The 23,281-nt window shown below is 47.6% G+C and carries 9 protein-coding genes; 4 read left to right on the top strand and 5 right to left on the bottom strand.

Annotation, left to right across the window (positions count from 1 at the left end; genetic code table 11):
* The 4 genes from L4D76_RS04825 to L4D76_RS04840 all read right to left on the bottom strand — a co-directional run bounded on the left by L4D76_RS04825 (position 1) and on the right by L4D76_RS04840 (position 5,017).
* On the bottom strand, positions 1-1,197 hold the full coding sequence (locus L4D76_RS04825; protein WP_428439806.1) for an NAD-dependent epimerase/dehydratase family protein: 1,197 nt from the start codon (positions 1,195-1,197) through the stop codon (positions 1-3).
* Positions 1,184-2,995: an olefin beta-lactone synthetase gene (gene oleC, locus L4D76_RS04830; RefSeq protein WP_428439807.1), complete on the bottom strand. Its 1,812-nt coding sequence runs from the start codon at positions 2,993-2,995 to the stop codon at positions 1,184-1,186. Before oleC ends, L4D76_RS04825 begins: the two co-directional genes overlap by 14 nt.
* Complete coding sequence (locus tag L4D76_RS04835; protein WP_428439808.1) at positions 2,995-3,897, bottom strand: alpha/beta fold hydrolase; 903 nt, start codon at positions 3,895-3,897, stop codon at positions 2,995-2,997. The genes oleC and L4D76_RS04835 overlap by 1 nt, the downstream gene beginning before the upstream one ends.
* A gap of 70 nt (positions 3,898-3,967) precedes the next feature.
* On the bottom strand, positions 3,968-5,017 hold the full coding sequence (locus L4D76_RS04840; protein ID WP_428439809.1) for a 3-oxoacyl-ACP synthase III: 1,050 nt from the start codon (positions 5,015-5,017) through the stop codon (positions 3,968-3,970).
* A gap of 236 nt (positions 5,018-5,253) precedes the next feature.
* Here L4D76_RS04840 and L4D76_RS04845 point away from each other — a divergent pair, with 236 nt between their 5' ends.
* The gene (locus L4D76_RS04845) at positions 5,254-5,655 is read left to right on the top strand and encodes a thioesterase family protein (RefSeq protein ID WP_428439810.1); all 402 of its coding nucleotides are present in this window, start codon (positions 5,254-5,256) and stop codon (positions 5,653-5,655) included.
* A 431-nt stretch (positions 5,656-6,086) separates the two neighbouring features.
* On the opposite strand, the gene L4D76_RS04850 is transcribed toward L4D76_RS04845, so the two are convergent.
* Positions 6,087-6,944 carry a 4'-phosphopantetheinyl transferase family protein gene (locus L4D76_RS04850; RefSeq protein ID WP_428439811.1) on the bottom strand — a complete coding sequence of 286 codons (858 nt, stop codon included), beginning with the start codon at positions 6,942-6,944 and terminating at the stop codon, positions 6,087-6,089.
* Between the two features lie 786 nt (positions 6,945-7,730).
* Between L4D76_RS04850 and L4D76_RS04855 the strand changes: the two genes are divergently transcribed.
* The 3 genes from L4D76_RS04855 to L4D76_RS04865 are packed head-to-tail and all read left to right on the top strand — an operon-like array spanning position 7,731 to position 23,271.
* A complete protein-coding gene (locus tag L4D76_RS04855; protein ID WP_428439812.1) occupies positions 7,731-15,473 on the top strand; it encodes a phosphopantetheine-binding protein in 7,743 nt (2,580 codons plus the stop codon).
* Positions 15,473-17,506, top strand: a complete 2,034-nt coding sequence (locus L4D76_RS04860) for a PfaB family protein (RefSeq protein ID WP_428439813.1) — start codon at positions 15,473-15,475, stop codon at positions 17,504-17,506. Before L4D76_RS04855 ends, L4D76_RS04860 begins: the two co-directional genes overlap by 1 nt.
* The gene (locus L4D76_RS04865) at positions 17,503-23,271 is read left to right on the top strand and encodes a hotdog fold thioesterase (RefSeq protein ID WP_428439814.1); all 5,769 of its coding nucleotides are present in this window, start codon (positions 17,503-17,505) and stop codon (positions 23,269-23,271) included. Before L4D76_RS04860 ends, L4D76_RS04865 begins: the two co-directional genes overlap by 4 nt.
* Positions 23,272-23,281 lie beyond the last annotated feature (10 nt).

Genomic DNA, 23,281 nt, shown 5'->3' on the forward strand with positions numbered 1-23,281 from the left:
TTAGCAACTCTTCAGTGATGCTTTGAGTCGCTTCATCCCTTCTTCAATACTGACAAGAGGCACGTAGCCCAAATCCGTTTTCGCGGCACTGATATCGAAATAGTGGCTAGTCGACAGCTGACGGGCAACAAAGCGGGTCATCACAGGTTCCTGCTTTTTACCTAGCCATCCATAGATCCATTCCAGCAAAGCACCTACCCCATAGGCAAGTGATGTCGGTACTCGCTTGCGAACAGGCGGTAAGTCGGCACAGGAAAGGATTTTATTAAGCATGGCTGCCATAGTGATCGGCTCATCATTACTGAGGAAATACGCTTTTCCCGCGCACACAGCTTCCGGCTCACTCAGTCTTAGTGCTGCCAGAATATGCGCGTAGGCAGCATTGTCGACATAAATAGTATCAACCAGTTTATCTTCACGCCCCACCAGCTTGAGCCTGCCAGCGCGAGCTCGGTCAATCACCCTTGGTACCAGGTGGGGATCTTCCGGCCCCCAGATAAGATGGGGACGCAATGCCACTGTCTTTAGCTGTTTATCTGTTCCTTCAAGGCAATCACTTTCTTCAAGACTATTTGGCTCTTCAAAGCTATCTGTTTTTTCAAGGCTATCTATTTTTTCAAGAGAATTAATATTTTCAAGACAACAGGTCTTTTCGAGAAGGCGACCATTCGCGGCAAGCACCATCTGCTCGGCGATGGCTTTCGATTCAGCGTAATAATTCAGATAATTATTGGCATAGGGAGCGGATTCATCAATCCCCGCTTCATCAAAACCTGCAAACGTCACGCTTGGAGTACTGGTATAGACGAGTTTATCGATACGCAGCACCTGACAGGCATCGATAATATTACGTGCACCGTCGACATTAGGGGCGTAATAGTCTGCTTTTGAACCCCAGACTCCCGCCTTTGAAGCCACATGAAAAACCAGATCACAGCCTTTCATCGCATTCATCAGCGTTGTCTTATCACTAATATCGCCCTTGACCATGGTGACGCCCATTTGCTCAAGTTCGGGGTAATCACCACGAGCAAAGCCCGTTACCGCAATGCCAGCTTGACGCAAACACCTGCAAATGGCTTTGCCAAGAAATCCACCGGCACCGGTAACAAAAGCGTGACTAACCGTAGAGGCCAAGGCTGTCAGAACTTTCACCTCATCCGGTGTTTGCGGATCTCGTTTTTTATCTTTTAACACCAGCAGATGACTCCTTGCTCTGTTCTTTTTCAGAAATAATGCCTTGTGCCCAAACTGCCAGTTTTTCTCTGAAAATCTTCGCGTTATGCCGGATATCAACGGGGAAATCAGGATGAATTAAGAAATCAGTGATTCCGCGTGTCTGCTCATGTTTTGTTCCAATGACTTTCAACTCTTCAAAGAAAGATCCCGTATTGTCTATCTTTACGCCTTTCTTTAGCTCAACACACAGTAAAGGAACCATTGCACAATTTCGTTCAACACCCACCAGCGCTGTACGTTTCACTCTGGGATGAGTATTGAAGATGCGTTCACATGGAATAGAGAAATAAGGCTGTTGATCGCATTCTGAATTGGCACGATTTGCTTCAACGCGATGAGCCTTACGACCACACATCCAAAGTTTTCCGTCTTCATCCAGATAACCTAAGTCACCCATACGATGACGGACAGCAGCGTCATCGGTGATCTTGGCCTGCTCGGTTGCAGTGTCACGGTGATAATAACTCCGGCTCACCATCGGGCCTTTAACCACAATTTCCCCGATTTTATTGGCTGGCAACCTCAGGCTGTCATCCCAATCAGCAATCGGATCTTCGGTGATCGCGATGATCGCAATATCTACGCCCTGAACCGGTAAACCAACACAAATACCACCACCGTTATCGGTAACGTCAGTGGTTTTCATTAGCTGCTCACTACCAATCATGGTAAGTGGTAACGATTCCGTCGCACCGTAAGAATTAAGTACTTCGACGCCATCACTCAACATTTTACTAAAACGTGAAATAGACGAAATTGTGGCTGGTGCACCCGCAGAAATAACACGCTTAATACCCGGTAATCTATGGGGCTTAGCTCGAGTTGCACCCGCTTGCCCTAATCGCTCAATCAACGCTGGATTGACAAACATATTGGTGCACTGATACTGCTCAATAGCCGCAAAAAGGCTATCAGGATTAGCCGTGATAGGCTTACTGGCATCCATATCAGGTACAATAGACGCCATGCCTAATGCAGGACCAAAGAGGGAAAATAGTGGGAATGTGGCAAGATCACGTTCGCCATGCACAATGCCATAATCGTTTTTCAGCACACTGATTTGTGCTTCAAACATTGCATGGGTATAAACCACGCCTTTTGGCGTACCGGTGCTACCGCTGGTGAACAGAATAGCCGCCATTTCATCATTCTTGAATTGGGCAATGTCATAATCAGTAGCTTGATGCATCTGACTACGGGGCTTGACTACCCTATTACGTTTAAGTAGCGCTTTTAACGTTGTTCCGCCGAATATATTCGCAAAAATATCACTGCCGCCAACTGTCAGTAATCGACGTACATTGGGTCTACCCCAACCAAACAAACAGCGCGCAATATGAGCTTTGGGAATGCCAATAAACGCATCAGGCTTGGCCTCATCGAAACATTGTTTAAGATTCTTAACCCCCATACCAGGGTCAACCAGAATAGGAATGATGCCGGCTTTAAATAACGCAAACGTCAGGGCAAAGAAATCGAGGCTCGGTGTTACCATCAACACCGCTTTCATACCACGTTTGATGCCGTAGTCATTTAAAGCCTGTGCAATACAATTACTGTCAGCATCAAGCTGGCCAAAGCTCAGTTCTTCATAACGCAGTTTTCCTGCGAATGATTTCTTCTGTACTGCCACAGCAAGCGCTGAAGGGGTTTCAACCGCTGCTCGCTTTAAGTGACGACAAATATTAGCTTTGTTTGCATCGGTTGATTCCAAATCTGGTACCTCACTTGAATCAAAAGGGGCACCATTAACCATCAGGAATGTTCCTCACTCGACTTAGCGTCTGGAGCTTTCATAAATTCTGAAATTAGCGGTACAACCTCTTCGCTCGCATCTTCCAAAATATAGTGACCACAGTCTGCAAATTCGTGGACTTCTGCGTGTGGCATTTTTTCACGCCAAACCGCTAAGAAATGCTTATCAAACACAAAATCTTTTAAGCCGAAGCAAATCAGGGTAGGTACTTGGGAGAACTTCGGCAAGCTTGCAGCGATCTCAGAGACTAACTCGTAGTTTCTATCGCCTTTTCTTAATGGAATATCCTGCACAAAACGTAATGTTGAAATACGGTTCGCCCAAGAGTTAAATGGAGACACATAAGCCTGACGAACTTCCGGGCTCATCGGTTTACGTTTAACACCCACATAAGAAGCGATAGATGAGAAAGCGTTAAAACCACGCACTAAAAATGTGCCTAACATCGTATTTCGACAGATCCACAAAGCCCATGGAAACGGCTTAGATTCCGGAAGGTGAAAAGCACCAGTATTGAGGATCACCAGGCGTTTGATGCGCTCTGGATAACGAGATGCATAACCCATACCAATCATACCGCCCCAGTCATGTACAACCAGGGTGATGTTTTCACGTACTTCTAAATGCTCAAGTAACGCTTCTAAGTCGTCAATACGGTTTTTTAACGTGTAGTCGTAGCCAGCATCATCTGGCTTATCAGATAAACCACAGCCAATATGATCCGGCACGATACATTGGTGGTTCTGGCTTAATTCAGTGACCAGATTACGGTAATAGAATGACCAGCTCGGGTTACCGTGAACCATAACAACCGGCTCGCCCTGCCCTTCATTCACATAATGCAGCTTGTGGCCATTTCTGCTGAGAAAATTGCGCTTAAAGGGAAACAACGTGTCTAACATGACTAATCCTAACTATCCTCAGCATGGAAATAAACCATCCTGTATTTTGTAACTATTTCAGCGTTAGCTGTTACCACTTGAGACCTAACATCATACAATTAAGCCCACTGCCTATACCTAAGAAGCTCACGTTATCGCCTGATTTCAAGAAACCATGATCGTGAGCCATCGCGGCGGTAACAGGTAAAGAAACCGAGCCCATATTGCCCATCAGCTTATAGGTTGGAAATTCTTTCCCGACTGGAATGTTCAGCGCGTTCAGCACCTGTTTACGGTTAGATGCGCCTACTTGGTGACAGATGACTTTATCGACCTGCTCGACTACCCAGCCGCGCTGATCGAGGAAATGGTCCCAGGTATCACGCGCCAGCTTCACGCCTTCTTTGAGCAAGGTGACACCGTCAGTACGCATAAATTCGCGAAATAGTTGCGGTCCGACTTCCTGTAAGCCCCATTGGCAAAGTTTATGATGTTCTGGTGCTGATAAATGGCTGGCACCTAACAATTGGTGCTGACGGCCATTGCGCAGTGGCAGGCTACCGTCTGTCAGTAGAACAGCAACAGCCCCTGAACCTCCTGTTAAGGTGGCTAAAGATTGGGCAAAATTCTGCATGGTTGGTTCGGCCAGCATATGGTCAATTGTGATATCAACGATATGGCGGGCTGATTCACAAGAAACCACCAGGCCTGCTTTGATTTGACCCAGTTCAATACGGTTTGCTATATCTAAAATGCCAGAAAGTACACCGAGGCAAGCATTACTGATGTCATAAATCGCGGTGTCTTTTGATACACCTAGTTCAGCAGCAATACGACACGCTGTTGCCGGTTCATGTTGATCGCGACATACTCCGGTGTAGACAACAGCACCAAGATCGCCAACCTCAATACCTGTTTCATCAATGGCTTTTCTGGCTGCGGCCAGAGCACCATCTGACAATCTATGCCCCTTGGGCCACCAGCGACGCTCCTCTATACCTGTCAGCGCAGCAAGCTGCCCCATGGGAATACGAAACTTCTGATATAAAGGTGCTAAACGGGATTCTAACTCAGAACTCGATACCACTTGTGGTGCTAGCTCGTAAGCCAGACTATTGATAAAAACGCGGGAATATTTCATTCAACTATATAATTGCTCACTATCTCGGCAAAAACAGTACCGATCTTCGTCATTAGTGCGCCATTTGAGCAAGAAAATGCAGATGATTCAATAAAAATGTCACTGTATTTGCTCATATGACCAGTATAAAAAATATTAAGTTAACGACTAGCGTAAGGTAAAGTGCATGTCTTTGTACGTGTTGCAAAATGAGTCTTGGCATTCCTGCCTGATTTGATTGAGAGATATAACCAATAATGAGCAAGATATATCATCACCCTGTGCAAATCTATTATGAAGATACAGACCATTCAGGTGTGGTATACCACCCTAATTTTCTTAAGTATTTCGAGCGCGCACGTGAGCATGTGATTGATAGCGATAAGTTAGCCAGACTTTGGGATGAACAAGGTTTAGGTTTTGCGGTTTATAAAGCCAATATGACTTTTCAGGACGGTGTGGAGTTTGCCGAAATCTGTGATATTCGAACGTCTTATCAGTTAGATGGCAAATACAAAACCCTATGGCGACAAGAAGTCTGGCGTCCGGGAGCAACCAGAGCCGCTGTTATTGGTGATATTGAAATGGTCTGTTTAGATAAAGAGAAACGGTTGCAGCCTGTTCCCGAAGAGATTTTAAAGTCGATGATGGCGGATTAGCGGATCCCCATTTCACGCAACAAGATTCCCTCCTTTATTGGAAGGGCTTAACAATCGTCATCCCCGAAATCGCTTAACGCAGAACATTTTATCGTTTTGTTGATTTATTCCGATTGGTATCACTTTAGCGATAATCGGGGGGTCCACCGTTCGCTGATGCTTATACCCAAGTAACCTCAAGATGCTCGTTTCAGCGAGAGTTTCCAGGCGCTAAGGTCAGGCGCTGATTTGCAGATATAGCGCGCTCTACATCAAAAATCAGCAACGCAACATGAGTGCCTGGAAAACTCGCCCTTAGGGAGTGATCCAGCCAGCCCACTTCTGTGTCAAATGCACTTGAAAGGACCAGTCATTCCTTCGCACATTTTCCTTGAATTGAACTGGCTGGCATCACTCTGAATCCTGCATCTTGAGGTTACTTGGGTATATAATTAACGCAGCAGATTATTTGGACAGACTAGCCTTGCGTCTAACGCCATGGGCTTCACACTGCCACCTAGCGTAACGGCAAAACGATACTCTTCATTCAGACGACCAAGACAGGATTGCCACGGGTTCGGTTCGACTTTTTTGTCAGAACCGTTATCAGCAAAGCTCAATCCAATACCTCGATACAGTTCAAGTTCAAGTTCAAGTTCACTGGCAACAGATTCTGAATAAAAGGGGGAATCAAGCCCCGTTGCTAGTCGCATTGGCAAAGTCTCTTCTCTTGCCTCTGAAAGATCAAAACCAAAAGATTTTAACGATTTTGCAAGCCCCTGCCCTGTTGCTTTAATATATGATTCTTTCAATGCCCACAGATCAAAAAAGCGCTGCCTTTGTCGATTTTCCGGCAGATTTAATAACGCCGTGACTTCTTGCGGTGAAAAGTAGTGATTGAGGATCGGGTAAATATCCGTACTCGTTCTGGCATGCTCTATATCCACCCCCAACTCTACGTTTTCACTTCCCGCTCTCATCACTCCCAATAACAGGTAGTCTCCGCTGTGGCTCAGATTAAATTCCAGCCCGGTTTGATCCCGCTGCTCTGCACACAACCTTGGTTTACCTTTTTCACCATATTCAAATCGCCATTCATCCGGTGAAAGCGGTGCATACCGTGACAATATCGCCCGCAGAAAGCCGCGAACATAGAGCGCCCGAGTCCTCGCATCTTGCAGCCGATAGCGAGCCACCTTCGCCAGCTCATCTTCTGTTAACCAACGTTTCAAGCTGTCTATATTAGGACCGGCATCATCAAGCTGAGTAAGTGGACAAAACCAGAGCTGAACAAGAGAAAAAGATGACAAAGAGAAGATCCTGCGAGGTTATGGTGTTTTCTATTGTGACTGTTTTACTTTTGAAACAACAGCGCTAAGCCGGCTTTATCTAGTAGGGCCTGTTTATCTTTCAACATAATTGCTGCAATGTTGAAAGATAAACAGGCCCTCTTAATTCAACTCAAATCAGGAATAAAACGGGCTTAACTTGCCATCTTTATGCGTAGACGCTTTTTTTTGTCACTACAGGCACAAGCCCCTTGTAACAGCTGTTACATCACACTTATTTGCAAAACTGGGGCATATATCACACTTACACTGAAACTTGAGTATTTACACTAGAAACGAATGATAATTAAAATATAATCAACAACTTAATCAGCAACTTATTACAAAAAATTGAAATTTAACATTTTCAACTGGTCTGAAGAGATGCAACCTCAGTCTCAGGCGATTGTATCAAAAAGCGACCTCGGGTAATCTGCTCAACCATTAACAGATTTAGCTGGTTTTCATCGCGAATGGTAGGTATCTCCTTCTCTGATAATCGAAGCAGTAGTTTCAGCAGGATTGTAATGAACATTACCTTTACGGTTGAAAGCACAATCACCGCATGACTTGTGTAATTCCGCACGAGTCACAGCACTCACGACAACTTTACTCACGAGCATTGTACTCACGACTGTTGCTTACCCGTAGCAAGCACACCTTTTGGCCGTGCTTTTCCGGCGCTACCTCAACTTACCGTTCAGTTCGTATTAAAGCCCAGACCGAAAATATGACACCCGACCCACGGATGTCCAGTGGAGACTCATTATGAGCCAAACCCCAAAATCAACACCCGAGTCGCAAGAAGATAAGCGACTCAATAAACGCCTTAAAGATATGCCTGTCGCCATCGTCGGCATGGCAAGTATCTTTGCCAACTCCCGTTACTTGAATAAATTTTGGGATCTGATCAGTGAGAAAATTGACGCAATAACCGACGTTCCTAATACCCACTGGCGTCCTGAAGATTACTACGATGCGGATAAGAGCACGCCGGACAAATCTTACTGTAAGCGCGGTGGCTTTATGCCAGAAGTCGACTTCAACCCAATGGAGTTCGGTCTTCCGCCAAACATCCTTGAGCTAACGGATACGTCACAACTGCTTTCTCTAATTGTTGCTAAAGAAGTACTGGCTGATGCCAAGCTTCCTGAAGGCTACGACCGAGACAAAATTGGTATCACCTTAGGTGTCGGTGGTGGTCAGAAGATCAGCCAGAGCCTGAATGCGCGTCTTCAATACCCTGTTCTAAAGAAAGTATTTAAAAGCAGCGGCATTAACGACGAAGACAGCGAAATGCTGATCAAGAAGTTCCAGGATCAGTACATTCACTGGGAAGAAAACTCTTTCCCTGGTTCTCTTGGCAATGTTATCGCTGGCCGTATCGCAAACCGTTTCGACCTAGGCGGCATGAACTGTGTCGTTGATGCCGCTTGTGCAGGCTCTCTTGCTGCGCTGCGGATGGCGCTAAGCGAACTGGTCGAAGGCCGTAGCGAAATGATGATCACAGGTGGTGTGTGTACCGATAACTCACCAACCATGTACATGAGTTTCTCGAAAACCCCGGCTTTCACCACCAATGAGACTATCCAGCCATTCGACATTGATTCGAAAGGCATGATGATAGGTGAAGGCATCGGTATGGTTGCCCTGAAACGTCTTGAAGACGCAGAGCGTGATGGCGACCGTATCTACTCAGTGATCAAAGGTGTGGGTGCTTCTTCTGACGGTAAATTTAAGAGTATCTATGCGCCACGTCCTGAAGGTCAGGCAAAAGCGCTCAAACGTGCTTATGATGATGCCGGTTTTGCCCCACATACTCTTGGCCTGCTAGAAGCTCATGGTACAGGTACGGCAGCAGGTGATGTTGCTGAATTTAGTGGTCTGAACTCTGTATTTAGCGATGGCAATGACACCAAACAGCACATTGCTTTAGGTTCGGTAAAATCTCAGATTGGTCACACCAAATCTACCGCAGGTACCGCAGGCTTAATCAAAGCAGCACTTGCACTGCACCACAAAGTATTGCCAGCAACGATCAACGTCACTAGCCCGAACCCTAAACTGAATATTGAGGACTCTCCTTTCTACCTCAATACCCAAACTCGCCCGTGGATGCAGCGTGTTGATGGCACACCACGCCGCGCGGGTGTAAGTTCGTTCGGTTTTGGTGGCACTAACTTCCACGTTGTTATGGAAGAATACACACAAGAACATGCTCGTGGTGACAAGTACCGACAGCGTCAGGTTCCGCAAACGCTGCTGTTCAGCGCCGCTTCCCGCGATGCACTTATCGCAAGCCTGAAAGAAACATCAGCGAATATCTCTGGCCAGAAAACGGATTTAGCAGCACTTGCTGACGCGTATGGCTTACGTAGCATTGAGACATCTCATGCACGTTTAGGTTTAGTGGTTAAAACTGATGAAGAGCTTCAGGCTCAGCTAGCTCAGGCAATCTCAACACTTGAAAGTCAGACTAAAACACATTGGCAGCTACCAAGTGGTACAAGCTATCGTGAATCAGGCCTGGTGGTTGAAAACGGTTCTGCCAAAGTCGCTGCACTGTTTGCAGGCCAGGGTTCACAGTACCTCAATATGGGTCGTGAACTTGCTTGTCATTATCCAGAGATGCGCCAGCAGTTAGCGAATGCCGATAAAGTATTTGGTGAAAACAACAAGACGCCGCTATCACAGGTGCTTTTCCCAATTCCTGCGTTTAATAAGCAAGACACTGCAGCTCAAGAAGCAACATTAACCAATACAGCTAATGCACAAAGCGCTATTGGCGTGGTTTCTATGGGCCAGTATGAGCTAATGACTCAAGCTGGCTTTAAGGCAGACATGGTTGCAGGTCACAGCTTTGGTGAGCTAAGTGCCCTATGCGCTTCTGGTGTTATCTCTCAAGATGATTACTACCAGCTTGCTTTTGCACGTGGCAACGCCATGGCAGCAACACCAGCAGAAGGCGATAGCGGTACTATGTACGCCGTTATTCTTGATGCAGATAAGTTAGCAGCTGTTGAAAAATGTATCAGCGAATTTGATGGCGTGAGCATCGCCAACTATAACGCACCGACTCAGCTTGTTATTGCAGGCCCGACTGAAAAGGCACAGCTTGCAGCTAAAGCACTAGGCGAACAAGGTTTCAAGGCCATTCCACTGCCTGTATCTGGTGCCTTCCACACACCATTGGTTGCCCACGCGCAGAAACCATTTGCTGCAGCCATTGATAAGTCGACATTCAGCAAACCTGCTTTGCCGCTTTATTCAAACGCAACAGGCGAGCTTTATAAGAATGACGGCAAAGTCATTAAGAAAGCTTTCAAGCAACACATGCTACAGTCAGTACGTTTCAGCACTCAGCTTGAAGCAATGTACGACGCCGGCGCACGTGTATTTGTAGAGTTCGGACCTAAGAATATTCTGCAGAAACTGGTTGAAAAAACCCTTGCTGAGAAAATCTCGACAGATAAAGCCGATGAGATTTGCACGATCAGTATCAACCCGAACCCTAAAGGTGATAGTGATCAGCAACTACGTCTGGCCTCTGTACAGCTGGCCGTTGCGGGGATCTCGCTAGACAATATCGACCCGTACCAAGCCGTTATTGCTCAGCCTGATGCAGCATCACCAATGAATATCAAACTGAATGCGGCGAACTACATCAGTGCTTCGACCCGAGCAAAAATGGCTAAGTCATTAGAAACGGGAACCGTCAGCAAGCAAACTGAAATCGTTGAAAAAGTCGTTGAGAAGATTGTGGAAAAAGAAGTGATTAAAACCGAAATACGCGAAGTGCCTGTAGCCGTAGCTGCTACACAGCAAGCTGCGCCTCAAGAAGCAACACAAGTTGTCGCTCAAACTGTCGCTCAAGAGCCTCGTCAAGCCATTACACCAGCACAGGCAACAACAGCACAACTTCCTGTAGGTGATGCGTCATTGCATGCATTCTTTGCCGCTCAACAACAAGCCGCAGAGCTTCACCAGCAGTTCCTCGCGATTCCACAACAATACGGCGACACTTTCACAACGTTAATGACAGAACAAGCCAAGATGGCTACATCTGGTGTTGCTATTCCTGACAGCCTGCAACGTTCAATGGAAATGTTCCACCAGCATCAGGCTGAAACCCTGAAAGCTCACGCGCATTATCTTGAGCTGCAAGCGAACAGCAATAACTCTGCACTAGGGTTGTTGACGTCGCAGGCAACGTTTGCACCAGCCGTTACTGCTCAATCCGTCGCGCCAGTACAAGCAGCTCCTGTTCAAACAGTTGCTCCAGTGCAAACCGTAGCACCGGTTCAAAAAGCGGCGCCTGCTGTTGCACCTGTAATGACGGTTGCGCCAGTAAAAGCTGTTGCTCCGGCTCAGCCTGTCGCACCGGTACCAGCTCCGACTCCAACGGTTGTACCAGCACCTGTCCAACAAGCAGCGGCTCCGGTACAGACAGCCAACGCTGAAAAAGTGATGCTGGAAGTGGTTGCTGAGAAAACGGGCTACCCTACCGAGATGCTAGATCTTGATATGGATATGGAAGCGGACCTGGGTATCGATTCTATTAAGCGTGTTGAAATTCTTGGTACGGTTCAAGATCAGATGCCTAACCTGCCTGAACTAAGCCCTGAAGATTTAGCTGAATGCCGTACATTGCGTGAAATCGTAACTTACATGAACAGCAAGCTAGGTGCTCAACCTGCACCAGCAGCAGCGCCTGTTGTTACTGAAGCAGCCCCTGTTATTACTGAAGCAGCAAGCTCTAACGGTTTAGATGCTGCTCAAGTTCAGAACACCATGCTGGAAGTTGTCGCAGACAAAACTGGCTACCCAACAGAAATGCTGGATCTGGAAATGGATATGGAAGCCGATTTAGGTATCGATTCCATCAAACGTGTAGAGATCCTGGGTACGGTTCAAGACCAGCTACCTACTCTGCCTGAGCTAAACCCTGAAGATCTGGCTGAGTGTCGTACGCTTGGCGAAATCGTTAGCTACATGAACAGCAAACTGCCTGCAGTGACAGTATCTACAGTGGCTCCTGTTGTAGCAGCAGTACCAACAACAAGCGGCTTAGATGCTGCGCAAGTTCAAAACACCATGCTGGAAGTGGTTGCTGACAAGACTGGCTACCCGACAGAAATGCTGGATCTTGCCATGGATATGGAAGCGGACTTAGGTATCGATTCCATCAAACGTGTAGAGATCCTGGGTACGGTTCAAGACCAGCTTCCTACTCTTCCTGAGCTAAACCCTGAAGATCTGGCTGAGTGTCGTACGCTTGGCGAAATCGTTGATTACATGAACAGCAAGCTGCCTGCAGCAACAGTATCAGCAGCTCCGGCGGCTGTATCGACTCCTGCATCAAGCGGACTGGACGCTGCACAAGTTCAGAGCACCATGCTTGACGTTGTTGCGGACAAAACTGGCTACCCAACAGAGATGCTGGATCTGGCCATGGATATGGAAGCGGACTTAGGTATCGATTCCATCAAACGTGTTGAGATCCTGGGTACAGTCCAAGACCAGCTACCTGGCTTACCTGAACTGAATCCTGAAGATTTGGCTGAGTGTCGTACACTGGGTGAAATCGTTGATTACATGAACAGCAAACTGCCTGCAGCATCAGTTGCACCAGCAATTGCGGTTGAAACTACACCAGCGGCAAGCGGCTTAGATGCTGCACATGTACAAAGCACCATGCTTGACGTTGTTGCAGACAAAACCGGCTACCCGGCTGAAATGCTGGATCTTGCCATGGATATGGAAGCGGACTTAGGTATCGATTCTATCAAGCGTGTTGAAATTCTGGGTACCGTTCAAGACCAACTACCAGGCTTACCTGAACTGAACCCTGAAGATTTGGCTGAGTGTCGTACACTGGGCGAAATCGTTACTTACATGCAGAGCAAGCTTTCAGGCTCTTCATCTGTAACAGCCGCATCTGCACCAGCAGTTGAAGCTGTCGTTGCAGCGACCAGTGTTGAACTTCCTCCTCACAGCGAGGTGGCGCTAAAAAAGTTACCAGCGGTAGATAAATTAGCAGACTGTTTTTCCAAAGACGCATGTATCGTGATCACCGATGATGGTCACAATGCAGGCGTTCTCGCAGAAAAGCTAAGCGCTCGCGGCCTACAAGTCGCCGTAGTACGTAGTCCTCTATCTGCCGCTTCACCACTGAACAGCGAAATCACCAGCTACCCGTTAGCGAGTGTTGATGACGCTGGTGTGAAAGCTGTTATTGCTGAAATTGAAGGCCAGCACAAAGAGATTGGTGGATTCATTCACTTGCAACCTCTTGCTGCTGACACGCAATCTGAGAATACAGGCATTTCATTGAATGCCGATGCGAAATCAAGCATTTCAATTGCGTTCTTGTTCGCTAAATTGCTTCACGCTCAGTTAAACACAACATCAACGTCAAGCCGTCGTAGCTTCTTCACAGTAAGCCGTATTGATGGTGGTTTTGGTTACCTTGATACTCAGCAGCTAATTAACGCTGAGCTAAACCAAGCGGCGTTGTCCGGTTTGACTAAAACGTTAAGCCACGAATGGTCGAACGTATTCTGTCGTGCTTTAGATGTTGCCCCTGCTCTTGATGCTCGCCATCTGGCAGAAGCAGTAACCGCAGAGCTATTTGATATTGATACCCACACGGTTGAGATCGGCCTTTGTGAACCAAAACAAGGCGAATCAGGTCGCTCTACTTTAAGTGCAACTGAAGCAGGTACAGCCCAAACGAAAAATGTGGCTGCGAAGCTAACCAATTCCGATAAGGTTCTGGTAACAGGCGGCGCTAAAGGCGTAACGTTTGAATGTGCGCTAACACTGGCTAAGCAGTGCCAATCGCACTTCATTCTGGCCGGTCGCAGCAAGCACATCACAGCGAATGAGCTACCTGAGTGGGCTAAAGGCAAACCAGCGAGTGAACTGAAAGTTGCCGCTATTGCTCACCTGCAGGCTTCGGGTGATAAACCAACACCGAAAAAAGTGGATGCGTTGCTGAAGCCTGTTTTAAGCAGCCTTGAAATCAACGCAGCGCTAACAGCCTTTGCTAACGTTGGCGCAAGCGCGGAATACCTGAGCCTGGATGTATCAAACAGTGAATCCGTTGCCAAGACACTATCTCAGTTCAGTGACATCACCGGTCTGATCCATGGTGCTGGCGTACTGGCAGATAGGCATATTCAAGACAAAACATTGGATGAGCTAAACCTCGTTTACGGAACCAAAGTTGGCGGTCTTGATGCGGTGTTAAAGGCATTAGATTGCAGCAAGCTAAAACTGGTGGCAATGTTCTCATCAGCGGCTGGCTTCTACGGCAACACAGGCCAGAGCGATTACGCGATGTCTAACGACATCCTGAACAAAGCAGCACTGCAATTCTCGGCTCGTCACCCTGAAGCGAAAGTCATGAGCTTCAACTGGGGACCGTGGGATGGCGGTATGGTTAACCCTGCTCTTAAGAAAATGTTCACAGACCGTGGTGTGTATGTCATTCCTCTGCAAGCTGGCGCCGAACTATTTAGCTCGCAGCTTCTGAGTGAAACAGGTATTCAACTACTTGTGGGTACAAGCATGCAAGGTTCAGAAAACAAGGAAGCCGCTGTAAAAAAGCTTGATGCGGAGTCTGTGCTGGTAGCAGAGAGTCCGCTGAATAAAAGCATCACTGTAACACGTGACCTTGACCCAAAGGCGATGCCTTTCCTCAAGGACCACTGCATTGCCGGTAACCCAGTGTTACCGACAGTGTGTGCCATCCAATGGATGCGTGAAACAGCAGAACAGCTGTTAGGGGCGAACGTTAGCGTTCGCAACTACAAACTGCTTAAAGGCGTAATTTTTGATACCGATGAGGTGCAAACACTGACGTTGACACTGACACCTGATGCGAAAGCTGACGATCAAATCAAAGCATTGATCAGCTGCCAGGGTCGACCACAGTATCAAGCAATGTTGGTCTTAGAACAGAACACTGGATCGGTTGAACCAGCACAGGCTAAAACCTTTGCGGCGGATCCAAATCAATCCGTCACAACGGCTGATGCGTTGTACAGCAATGGCACCCTGTTCCATGGTCCAAGGCTGCAAGGTATCCAGACGGTTGAACGTTTTGATGACGCAGGCTTACTCGCACAGTGCCAGTTGCCAACCATTGCTGATGCTGACTGTGGTGCTTTTGTACCAACTCAGCACACGGGTGGTTGCCAGCCCTTCGCTGAAGACTACTTGCTACAGGCCATGCTGGTTTGGGCAAGATTGAAGTACGGCGCAGCTAGCCTGCCTTCTGCGATTGGTGAATTTGTTTCTTATGAACCAATGCAAGCAGGTGACAAAGGTTGGTTAGAACTTGAAGTGATTAAACATACTTCGCGTTCACTACAAGCTAATGTCTCGCTTTACCATCAAGATGGTCGTTTGAGTGCGGTTATGAATGGCGCGAAAGTGACGATCAGCAAAAGCCTTAACGAGGCATTTTGGGTGAAGTCAGAGCCAGAAAAGGAGCTTCTGTCATAGTGGCCGACTCTTCTAATAAAGCGATGCCGTTGCGCATCGCTCTTTTAGCCCAGCCAGCGCATGCTGCTGGGCTTTCTGCCGATTGCGTTTCCACATTACCACCCATTGAAATCATCTCAGTCGGTGATAATTTTGAAACTGCCCTACAAACCGCTATTCAAGCAGTCAGCCAAGGCAAGGTCGTTCAACTTTGCGTAAATGGCGAACACGGTGAAGCACAATCAAGGTTATTGATGCTTGCGGGTTTAACGGCAGCGCAAAACAAAATTCATCCTCATGCCTACTTATCTGGCTTTAGTGCCAGTTCAGTACATAGAACTGTTGACTGCAGAGAAGAAGCGCTGGCTCAATCACGCCGCCAGGAAGCAAGTTTAAGCAACCAAAAGACTTTTGATGCACTCACTGCAGAGCAAAAAATTTCTGCTTTGTTCCAAATGGTTGAAGCTATTGCCAGTCGCACTCTTAACACTAGCTCTGATAAAGAAAACATCAGCCATTACTGGTTTACCGAGCCGCACACAGCTCGCGTGACGAGTTTAACGTTCAATGCCGATGTATGCACAAGCAGCCTGGTATTAACCCAAGCGACTGGGCTGCAAACGGCACAATCAATGCTTTCTCCGTCTCGACTTTTCTTTATCGTAACAGGTCAAAATGAAGCAGCGTTATCAACTCAGCTAGCACAGTTAACAACACGCTTGAGTGATCTCTCTGATGATTCGCATTCACTGATTGAGTTAATGACTGAAAATCTGAGACAGTTTCAGGCTGGTGATTCAACTTCACCGTCACTACCGGCCATCGTATTGCAAGGTGCTTCAGTCGCCGCTATTTTTCAGGAAATTACTGCGATTAGTCATGCACTACCAAAAGTAATGACTGAAAAAAGTCATTATAAAACGCCAGCAGGCAGCTGTTTTTCACCATCACCAAACAGCAAAGGTGGCGTGACATTTGTTTACCCCGGTGTCGGTACCGTTTACCCTGGTATGTTCCGCGAATTGCACCAGTATTTCCCGGAGCTTTTCGCTCGTCTTGAACGTGAAGGCAACCTCAAAGAAATACTGCAAGCCGAGAAGACATACGGTGACAACCCAGCCGAGATGAGCTTGAGCGAATTAGCGATTGCAGGCGTTGGCAGCAGTTACTTGTTAACCCAGCTATTGTGCGAAGAATTCGCGGTTAAACCGGATTTCGCGTTGGGTTACTCCAAAGGCGAAGCATCGATGTGGGCAAGTTTAGGCGTCTGGAAAAATCCGCACGCACTGATTGAAATGACCAAAACCAGCCCGATCTTTACCACCGCTATCTCAGGCGAATTAACGGCAGTGCGTGAAGCATGGCAGTTAAACGACGGTGACGAAATCACCTGGAACAGCTTTGTTGTACGTAGCGAGCCAGCCGCGATTGAAGCTTTGCTTCCTGAATTTCCGCACGCTTATCTTGCGATTATTCAAGGTGATACTTGCGTACTGGCAGGTTGTGAAAATGACTGTCGAGCCCTGCTCAAAAAACTCGGTAAGCGCGGTATCGCAGCCAATCGAGTAACGGCAATGCATACCACGCCAGCATTGAGCCAGCATCAGCAAGTAACTGATTTCTACCACCAGCCATTATGCGATGAATTACCCGAGCATATTCGCTTTATCAGTGCCGCAGCGGGTCGTAATACTCTTGTTAATATTGATAGCCAAAGTATTGCCGACTCGATTGCCGATACGTTCTGCTCGACGCTCGACTTTACCGCATTGATACGCAGTGCCCGTGAACAAGGTGCCCGTTTATTTGTTGAGATCGGTGCTGACAGACAAACCTGCACCTTGATCGATAAGATCAATCGAGCAGATAACGTGACGACTGAAAGTTGTACTGTCGCGGCCAACGCCAAGGGCGGCGAAGATATTCTCACCTTGCTCAAATGTATTGGTCAGTTAATCAGTCACCAGATCCCGCTGTCACTTGATCCCCTTCTGAAGGGGCTTGAACAATATCAAGTAACACCAGAGATAACTTTAAAAGGAGAGCTAGTATGAGTTCTCAAAAGCGAACAAAAATCGCCATTGTTGGTTTAGCCAACCTGTATCCTGATGCAGATACGCCGAAGGCTTTCTGGCAAAACCTGCTGGATAAAAAAGATTCCCGCAGTACATTAAGCCCTGAGAAATTAGGCGCGAACCCTGATGCCTACCAAGGCCAGCAAGGGGAATCAGACCGTTTTTATTGTGATAAAGGCGGTTACATCCAGAACTTCACCTTTGATGCCAGCGGATACCGTGTACCGGCAGAGAAGTTTGAAGGCTTGGATCAAAGCTTCCTTTGGGCACTAGACACCAGCCACAAAGCATTGGCTGATGCGGGTATTGCATTAGATGCTGAGGTACTTAAGCGTACCGGCGTGATCATGGGCGCCCTATCGTTCCCAACGACACGCTCAAATGATTTGTTCCTGCCGATTTATCACTCTGCGGTAGAGAAGGCACTACAAACGAAACTGGCTAACGACCATTTTTCGTTAAGCCCATCAAATGAGCTTGATAGAAGCGCAAACCCAGCCAATGGTGCAGCTGCGCATAATGCCTCTAAACTGGTTGCCGACGCCTTAGGTCTTGGCAGTGTACAGTTAAGCCTTGATGCTGCATGTGCCAGCTCGGTCTACTCCCTGAAATTAGCTTGTGATTATCTAAGTACAGGCAAAGCTGACATGATGTTGGCGGGTGCTGTTTCTGGCGCCGATCCATTCTTCATCAATATGGGTTTTTCAATCTTCCACGCTTACCCGGATCACGGCATATCAGCACCATTTGATTCCAACAGTAAAGGGCTATTTGCTGGTGAAGGTGCCGGTGTTTTAGTGCTAAAACGCTTGGAAGATGCCGAGCGTGATGACGACCATATCTACGCGGTTGTTAGCGGTATCGGTCTATCCAATGATGGCCGTGGTCAGTTTGTCCTAAGCCCGAACAGCAAGGGACAAGTGCAAGCTTTCGAACGTGCTTATGAAGCCACCGACCTGTCACCAGAAAGTATCGAAGTGATCGAATGTCACGCAACCGGTACGCCACTGGGTGACAAAGTCGAAATGACGTCGATGGAACGCTTTTTTGCTGACAAGCTTAACGGCACAAAAGCACCGCTTATCGGTTCAGCAAAATCCAACTTAGGTCACTTGCTTACTGCTGCTGGCATGCCGGGGATCATGAAGATGATCTTCGCAATGAAAGAAGGCGTGCTGCCACCGAGTATCAACCTGTCAACCCCGCTTTCTTCACCTGAAGGTTTGTTCGGTTCGCACACGTTGCCAACCCAAGTTCAGCCTTGGCCGGATAAAGCAGGAAACCCTGAGCGACACGCGGGTGTTTCGGTATTTGGTTTCGGTGGCTGTAACGCTCACCTGTTGTTGGAAGCATGGAAGGGTTCGTCTGAAAAACCAGTCGCTCAAGCCACTGCCGAGCCGGCATCCGCTCCTCAGCTTAAAATTACCGGTTTAGCGTCCCACTTTGGTTCGTTAAAAACCATCAATGCGCTTAATCATGCGATTGAAACCGGTGCTGATGCTTTCGTTGCACTGCCGAAGAAACGCTGGAAAGGGTTAGATCAACACCCGGAGCTTCTGAGCCAATTTGGTTTACATACCGTGCCGCACGGTGCGTACATCGATCAATTTGAATTAGATTTCTTACGCTTTAAAGTGCCGCCGAATGAAGATGACCGTCTGATTTCTCAGCAGCTTTTACTGATGAAAATCGCGGATGAAGCGATCCGAGATGCCAAGCTTGAAGCAGGACAAAAAGTAGCGGTTCTGGTTGCGATGGAAACTGAACTGGAAATGCACCAGTTCCGTGGTCGCGTTAACTTGCATACGCAACTTGCCGATAGCCTGAGCAACATGGGCGTAGAACTGAGTGATAGCGAATATCAGGCACTTGAAGCCATTGCAATGGACAGTGTGCTTGATGCTGCCAAGCTGAACCAGTACACCAGCTTCATCGGCAATATCATGGCATCTCGTATTGCTTCGCTGTGGGACTTTAACGGCCCGGCCTTTACGATTTCTGCCGCAGAACAATCGGTAGCACGTTGTATCGATGTTGCACAAAACTTGATATCTCAAGAATCGCTGGATGCTGTGGTTATTGCCGCCGTCGATCTGAGTGGTAGTGCTGAACAGGTTATCCTGAAAAACCGCATCACGCCGGTAGCCTCTACCGTGCAAGACAGCGGTTGGAACGTTGGTGAAGGTGCCGGTGCCATTGTCCTGGTTGACAAAGAAAAGCAACAGAGCCAAAACACTAGTACAAGCTATGGCGAAATCAGTGCACTTGGTTTTAGCTCTGTCAGTAACAGCACAAGCGTGACTGATAGCTTATTGACACAAACCGGTATTGCAGCGAATAACGTCCGTTTACTGGAGCTCAACCAAGCACCAGAAAGCACAGACACGGCGCAATTCCCTCTCGCTCATGCTTCGCAGACTCAGGCTAATCAACGTCTAGGGCACTGTTATGCCGCATCAGGTATGGCAAGTATGCTTCATGGACTGTTAAGCCTTAATCAAACAGCGTCTGACTTTGATAGCAAAGCCGCAATTGTAGCCAACGTCAGCGAGGAGCAGTGTTCACAGCTATTGCTAACGCAATCCGCCGCAGAGACGCAGTCGCTTAAAGCACGCCTTGATAGTGAACTATCGACAGATTCAAAGCGTCAGTTAATCAAGCAAGTTACCCTTGGTGGCCGCGATATTTACCAACATATCGTGACAACGGATCTTCCTGAACTACAACAAATTCAGCAAAAAGTCGCTAACGCAAAACCACGCGTACCAGCACTCGAAGAGACAGTCGTACCCGCGCCCGTTACTCCATCAGTATCCCCGATTCTGGCAACACCAAGCCAGACGCCGATTACAGGTATTCAAAGCAATATGACAAAGGTCCTATCCGCTAAAAACCAGAATGATTTAACCTCATTCCAAAGCCCTTCATTTATTAAAAATCAACTGCTGGCACAACAGGTTCATCAGGCATTTCTGCAAAACCGCGAGCAAGGTTTGAAGATGGCTGATGCCCTATTGAAAGCACAGCTGAATGAAGTCACCGCACAAATGAACGCGGGGACCGGTCAGGTGTTTAACCATCAGCCTGAAGCTATTTCAGGACAAGTTGCACCGGCACAGAATGTCATGGCAGCACCTGCTATCGCCAAACCAATTCGCAAGCCATGCATCTGGGATTACGACGACTTAGTGGAATACGCTGAAGGCGATATCGCCAATGTGTTTGGTCCGGATTATGCGATTATCGATAACTACTCTCGTCGTGTAAGACTGCCAACCACAGATTATCTGCTGGTATCTCGCGTCACTAAACTTGATGCCACCATGCTTGAATACAAACCATGCACCATGACCACGGAATACGATATTCCTGTGGATGCACCATACTTGGTAGACGGTCAGATCCCGTGGGCCGTTGCTGTAGAATCGGGCCAGTGCGACCTGATGCTGATCAGCTACCTCGGCATTGATTTTGAAAATAAAGGCGAGCGTGTTTACCGTCTGCTTGATTGTACCCTCACCTTCCTGGGCGACTTACCTCGTGGTGGCGATACATTGCGCTACGATATTTCCATCAACAACTTTGCCCGCAACGGTGATACGTTGCTGTTCTTCTTCTCTTACGAATGTTTCGTCGGCGATAAGATGATCCTGAAAATGGACAACGGTTGTGCCGGCTTCTTTACTGATGAAGAGCTTGCTGATGGTAAAGGTGTCATCCGCACCGAAGATGAAATTAAAGCAAGAAACCTGGCGGTTAAGCAGCGCTTTAACCCAATCCTTCACTGCCAGAAGACCCAATTCGATTATCAGACACTGCACAATCTGCTTAGCGCCAATATTGCAGGTTGTTTCGGTGACAGTCATGTTTCTGATCGTGCACAGCCTTCACTGTGCTTCAGCTCAGACAAGTTCATGATGATCGAGCAAGTCAGTCATGTTGATCCGCAAGGCGGTACATGGGGTCTTGGTCTGATCGAAGGTCACAAGCAACTTGAAGCTGATCACTGGTATTTCCCTTGCCACTTCAAAGATGACTCAGTGATGGCTGGCTCATTGATGGCAGAAGGCTGCGGTCAGTTACTTCAGTTCTACATGATGTACCTGGGTATGCATACACAAGTACAGAATGGTCGTTTCCAGCCACTTGAAAATGCACCACAGCAAGTACGTTGCCGCGGTCAGGTTCTGCCACAATCTGCAGTACTGACCTACCGCATGGAAGTGACTGAAATTGGCTTAAGCCCTCGTCCTTATGCGAAAGCAAATATCGATATCTTGCTTGATGGCAAAGTCGTGGTCGATTTCCAGAACCTGGGTGTAATGATCAAAGAAGAAGCGGAATGTACTCGCTACGATGAAACCACCGAGGCGGATGTACAGCCAGCGACTTTTGCTCCTGTTCAAACAGCTGTTGTTCAAGAAGCAGCTGTTCAGGAAATTGCTCAAAAGCCAGCCGTTCAGCAGCAAGCTTCTGCCAATGCGCCGCTGATGGCACAAATTCCTGATTTGAACACAGCAACAAACAAAGGTGTTATTCCGCTTCAGCACGTTGAAGCGCCAATCACACCTGATTATCCGAACCGCACGCCAGACACAGTACCGTTTACGCCGTACCACATGTTTGAGTTTGCAACCGGTGACATCGAAAAATGTTTCGGCCCTGACTTCTCAATCTATCGCGGCATGATCCCACCACGTACCCCGTGTGGCGATCTACAGCTGACTACCCGTGTAATTGAAGTGAACGGCACCCGTGGCGACTTCAAAACACCGTCATCATGTATCGCTGAATATGAAGTGCCGGGAAATGCCTGGTACTTTGAAGAAAACAGCCATAGCAGCCTAATGCCTTACTCGGTATTGATGGAAATTTCGCTGCAACCCAATGGCTTTATCTCAGGTTACATGGGTACAACCTTAGGTTTCCCAGGCTTAGAGCTATTCTTCCGTAACCTAGATGGTAGCGGTAAGATGCTGCGCAATGTTGACCTACGCGGTAAAACTATCGTCAATGATTCTCGTCTGCTTTCAACCGTCATGATGGGTACCAACATCGTTCAAAGCTTCAGCTTCGAGCTAAGCACCGACGGTGTGCCTTTCTACGAAGGTAAAGCAGTCTTTGGTTACTTCAAAGGTGCAGCACTCAAAGATCAGCTTGGTCTCGATAACGGTAAAGTGACGCAACCATGGCACGTCGAAAATAATCGTACGCCAGATGTAAGCATTAACCTGCTTGATAAGGAAAGCCGTTACTTCAACGCACCGCTTTCAGCTATCGGCGAAGCACAGCCGCATTACCAATTGGCTGGCGGTCGTCTTAACTTCATCGACAAAGTGGATATCACCAGCGATGGCGGTAAAGCAGGCTTAGGTTACTTGTATGCAGAACGTACTATCGACCCGAGTGACTGGTTCTTCCAGTTCCACTTCCATCAAGATCCGGTTATGCCGGGCTCTTTAGGTGTTGAAGCGATTATCGAGCTGATGCAGACCTATGCCCTGAACAAAGATTTGGGTGCCGGATTCCGTTCACCGAAATTTGGTCAGATCCAGTCTGAAGTGAAGTGGAAATACCGCGGTCAGATCAACCCGCTTAACAAGCAAATGTCACTGGATGTCCACATCACTGCGATTAAAGATGAAGACGGTAAACGCATCATCATTGGTGATGCCAACCTAAGTAAAGACGGCCTGCGTATTTACGAAGTGAAAGACATCGCTATCTGTATTGAAGAAGCTTGAGTTAGGAATA

This window comes from Photobacterium sagamiensis, assembly GCF_050337085.1.
Taxonomy (GTDB): domain Bacteria; phylum Pseudomonadota; class Gammaproteobacteria; order Enterobacterales; family Vibrionaceae; genus Photobacterium; species Photobacterium sagamiensis.

What these genes read in the sequence shown, in the direction of transcription:
- oleC (WP_428439807.1), bottom strand. Translation starts at nt 2,995, where the DNA reads ATGGTTAATGGTGCCCCTTTTGATTCAAGTGAGGTACCAGATTTGGAA.
- L4D76_RS04835 (WP_428439808.1), bottom strand. Translation starts at nt 3,897, where the DNA reads ATGTTAGACACGTTGTTTCCCTTTAAGCGCAATTTTCTCAGCAGAAAT.
- L4D76_RS04840 (WP_428439809.1), bottom strand. Translation starts at nt 5,017, where the DNA reads ATGAAATATTCCCGCGTTTTTATCAATAGTCTGGCTTACGAGCTAGCA.
- L4D76_RS04845 (WP_428439810.1), top strand. Translation starts at nt 5,254, where the DNA reads ATGAGCAAGATATATCATCACCCTGTGCAAATCTATTATGAAGATACA.
- L4D76_RS04855 (WP_428439812.1), top strand. Translation starts at nt 7,731, where the DNA reads ATGAGCCAAACCCCAAAATCAACACCCGAGTCGCAAGAAGATAAGCGA.
- L4D76_RS04865 (WP_428439814.1), top strand. Translation starts at nt 17,503, where the DNA reads ATGAGTTCTCAAAAGCGAACAAAAATCGCCATTGTTGGTTTAGCCAAC.